This window comes from Streptomyces durbertensis, from assembly GCF_014156695.1.
Lineage (GTDB): Bacteria > Actinomycetota > Actinomycetes > Streptomycetales > Streptomycetaceae > Streptomyces > Streptomyces durbertensis.
In genome coordinates this window covers 1-4,319 of record NZ_WMLF01000454.1, presented here as the reverse complement: position 1 = coordinate 4,319, position 4,319 = coordinate 1, and the positions used below count along the sequence as shown (strand labels likewise).

Sequence of the window (4,319 nt, the reverse complement as noted above, 5' to 3'; positions counted from 1 at the left end):
CCCCTGCGGTCGCGGTGTCAGCCGATGCCGTACTCGCCCGCGGCGCGGGCGACCGTCTCCCGCTTGACCTCGCCGCGGCGGGCGAGCTGCGCGAGCGCGGCGACGACGATCGACTCCGCGTCCACGCCGAAGTGGCGGCGGGCGTTCTCCCGGGTGTCCGAGAGGCCGAAGCCGTCGGTGCCGAGCGAGGAGTAGTCCTGCGGCACCCACTGGCTGATCTGGTCCGGGACCTGGCGCATCCAGTCGCTGACCGCCAGCACCGGACCCGGCGCACCCTCCAGCACCCGGGTCACGTACGGGGTGCGGTCCTCGCCGCGCAGCAGCGCCTCGTCGCACTCCAGGGCGTCCCGGCGCAGCTCACCCCAGGAGGTGGCCGACCACACGTCGGCGCTCACGCCCCACTCGCGGGCCAGCAGCCGCTGCGCGTCCAGCGCCCAGTGGATCGCCGTGCCGGAGGCCAGCAGCTGGATCCTCGGCGCGTCCGAGCCCAGCTGCTCGCCCTCCCGGAACCGGTACAGGCCCCTGACGATGCCCTCCTCGACGCCCTCCGGCATCGCGGGCTGCGGCTTGGGCTCGTTGTAGACGGTGAGGTAGTAGAAGACGTCTCGGTCCTCACCGGTGTCCGGGCCGTACATCCGGCGCAGGCCCTCGCGGACGATGACCCCGATCTCGTAGGCGAACGCCGGGTCGTAGCTGAGCGCGGCCGGGTTCGTCGCGGCGATCAGCGGCGAGTGGCCGTCGGCGTGCTGCAGGCCCTCGCCGGTCAGGGTTGTCCGGCCGGCGGTGGCGCCGATGACAAAGCCGCGCCCCAGCTGGTCGGCGAGCGCCCAGAACTGGTCGGCCGTCCGCTGCCAGCCGAACATCGAGTAGAAGATGTAGAACGGGATCATCGGCTCGCCGTGCGTGGCGTACGCCGTGGCGGCGGCGGTGAAGTCCGCCATCGCGCCGGCCTCGGTGATGCCCTCGTTGAGGATCTGCCCGTTCCTGGCCTCCTTGTAGTACATCAGCTGGTCGCGGTCGACCGGCTCGTACGTCTGGCCGAGCGGGGAGTAGATGCCGGCGGAGGGGAACAGCGCCTCCATGCCGAAGGTGCGCGCCTCGTCGGGCACGATCGGCACCCAGCGGTGGCCCGTCTCCTTGTCCCGCATCAGGTCCTTGACCAGGCGGACGAACGCCATCGTGGTGGCGATCTCCTGGCTGCCGGAGCCCTTGGCGAGCGCCGCGAACGGCCGCTCGGCCGGCTCGGGCAGCGCGACCGGGTGCACACGGCGGGCAGGCGCCGGGCCGCCGAGGGCCGCGCGGCGCTCCTGGAGGTAGCGGACCTCGGGGGAGTCCGCGCCCGGGTGCGCGTAGGGGACCAGCTCCTCGTCCAGCGCGGAGTCCGGGATCGGCAGCTCCAGCAGGTCCCGCATGGCGCGGAACTCCTTGCCGGAGAGCTTCTTCATCTGGTGGTTGGCGTTGCGGGACTCGAAGCCCGGGCCCAGCGTCCAGCCCTTGACGGTCTGCGCGAGGATCACGGTCGGCGCGCCCTTGTGCTCGACGGCCGCGCGGTAGGCCGCGTACACCTTGCGCGGCTCGTGGCCGGCGCGCGAGGTGTGGAAGCACTCCAGGATCCTGTCGTCCGACAGCAGCCGGGCCATCTCCACCAGCGCCGGGTCGGCGCCGAAGAAGTGCTCGCGGATGTACGCCGCGTCGCGGGTGGCGTACGTCTGGAACTGGGCGTCGGGCACCTCGCGCAGGCGGCGCAGCAGTGCGCCCGCGGTGTCCAGCCGCAGCAGCTCGTCCCACGCCGAGCCCCACAGCGACTTCACGACGTTCCAGCCGGCGGCCCGGAACTGGGCCTCCAGCTCCTGGACGATCTTGAAGTTGGCGCGGACCGGGCCGTCGAGGCGCTGGAGGTTGCAGTTGACGACAAACGTCAGGTTGTCCAGGCCCTCGCGGCCGGCCAGCGCGAGCGCGGCGGTCGACTCGGGCTCGTCCATCTCGCCGTCGCCGAGGAAGGCCCACACCCGGGAGTCCGAGGTGTCCTTGATGCCGCGGTGCTCCAGGTAGCGGTTGAAGCGCGCCTGGTAGACCGCCGACAGCGGGCCGAGGCCCATCGAGACGGTCGGGAACTCCCACATCCACGGCAGCCGCCTCGGGTGCGGGTAGGACGGGATGCCCCGGCCGCCGGCCTCCTGCCGGAAGTTGTCCAGGTGGGCCTCGGTGAGCCGGCCGTCCAGGAAGGCGCGGGCGTAGACGCCGGGCGAGGCGTGGCCCTGGATGTAGAGCTGGTCGCCGGAGCCGCCGCCGTCGGCCAGGCCGTCCTTGCCGCGGAAGAAGTGCTGGAAGCCGGTCTCGTAGAGCCAGGCCGCGGAGGCGAAGGTGGCGATGTGGCCGCCGACGCCGAACCGGCTGCCGCGCGTCACCATGGCGGCCGCGTTCCAGCGGTTCCACGCGGTGATGCGGGACTCCATGGCCTCGTCGCCCGGATAGGCGGGCTCGGCACCGGTCGGGATGGTGTTGACGTAGTCCGTCTCCAGCAGCGACGGCACCGGGAGGCCGCTGCGCTGGGCGTGTTCGACGGTCCTGCGCACCAGGTAGGAGGCGCGCTGGGGCCCCGCGGCCCGCGCGACCGCGTCCAGGGACTCACGCCACTCGGCGGTCTCCTGCGGGTCGCGGTCCGGGAGCTGGTCCAGCTCGCTCGGCTGGGACGGTACGGGGTTGGTCATGGGGCCGCCTTCCGGGATGGGGACGGTGGTCGTACGGGGGGGTACGGGTGTACGGGGGTGTACGGGTACGACGAGTACGGGCTGTACGGGTGCGGGGCAGGACAGGGGTGAGCCCCGCCGGACGACTGTAAGCACTTGAACGATGATCGATCAAAGGTCGGCGGGCAAAAACCCGTTCCGGCACCAAAAGTCGGCATCCGGTGCCGCGAATCGCGGCACCGAGTGCAGGGGCGAAAGGGGCGAAGCGGGCAGATCAGGCGCGCGGCGCGCAGCCCAGCACGTGCGCCTTCACCAGCGCCGCCACCTCCGGATCACGCTCACGGAACGCCCGCACGACCGCCTCGTGCTCCTCCGCGTACGACTGCTGCACCGTGCCCAGCCAGCGGATCGACAGCGCCGTCCACACCTCGATGCCCAGCGACTCCCAGGTGTGCAGCAGCACGCTGTTGCCGGACGCGCGCACCAGCTCCCGGTGGAAGCCGACGGTGTGCCGCACCTGCGCCTCGCCGTCGCCCAGCCGGTCCGCCTCGTACAGCGCCGCCACGTGCGGCTCCAGCGCCGAGGTGTCCTCGGCCAGCACCGGCGCCGCCAGCTCCGCCGCCATCTGCTCCAGACCCGCCCGCACCGGGTAGATCTCCTCCAGGTCGGCCGCCGACAGGGCGCGCACCCGCACCCCCTTGTTGGGCGCCGACTCGATCAGCCGCAGCGCCTCCAGCTCCCGCAGCGCCTCCCGCACCGGCGTCTGGCTCACGGCCAGCTCGGAGGCGATGCGGCGCTCCACGATCCGCTCGCCCGGTTTCCACCGGCCGCTCACGATGCCCTCCACGATGTGCTCGCGGATCTGCTCGCGCAGCGAGTGAACGACGGGCAGGGTCATGCTGTCTCCTCGGTTCTCCGACCCTTCGACAATACGGTGCCCCCGACCGCGACGCGGCACGCGGTGCCACCCCGGCCTCGCGGCCGGGGCCTCCCCGCGACCGGCGCTCCGCGCCCTGGCCGCCACCCGGCGGCCGTCGCACCCCGCGCCTCTGCCCTGGCGGCCCGGCAACGGCGTCGGGCGGCGCCGCGCGTGGGGTGACGACGCGCGCGGGGTGCACGACAGGCCCTGGCGGAGACCGGCACGTAGGCACCGGGCGCCGCCGGGTCGGCCGGACCGGGCCCGGCAGGGCGGTGCCGGGGCGGGGGCTGTCCCCGGCTTGGGGCCTGCCGGCTTCGCGGTGGTCGGGACCTGGCGGGTGCGGGCCCCGCGAGCGCCCTCATCGGCCGCCACCGGTGGACCGTGCGGAGGGCGCGCGTGCAGGTCGGACGTTCCCCTGGCACTTCCCGTCTCCCGGGCTGACTGCCCGGCCCTGGTCCGAAGCCCGTTTCCCGAGGGCCGACGCCGCTCGGCACCGGTGTGTGGTGCCTCCTGCCGGGAGCCGAAAGCCGGGAGCCGGCACCTGTGGGTGCGGAGGTCGCCGAGCAGGCCGGGCGGGGTGTCGCCCGTGGTGTTCGGGTGTGGCCGACGCCTGCCGGCCGCGGGGTGGGCGCGTCCTGTCGGGCCGGTGCTCGTGCCAGGGGCCGCCCGCGTGCCGGGTGGGTGCTCGGGCGGCGGGAGCCGAGTGGGTG

General features: G+C 73.8%; 2 protein-coding genes. Both read right to left on the bottom strand.

Annotation, left to right across the window (positions count from 1 at the left end):
- Positions 1-17: 17 nt before the first annotated feature.
- Positions 18-2,711, bottom strand: a complete 2,694-nt coding sequence (gene aceE / locus GL263_RS22480) for a pyruvate dehydrogenase (acetyl-transferring), homodimeric type (protein WP_182857571.1) — start codon at positions 2,709-2,711, stop codon at positions 18-20.
- A 253-nt stretch (positions 2,712-2,964) separates the two neighbouring features.
- Positions 2,965-3,588 carry a GntR family transcriptional regulator gene (locus GL263_RS22475; protein ID WP_182857570.1) on the bottom strand — a complete coding sequence of 208 codons (624 nt, stop codon included), beginning with the start codon at positions 3,586-3,588 and terminating at the stop codon, positions 2,965-2,967.
- Between the last annotated feature and the right edge of the window lie 731 nt (positions 3,589-4,319).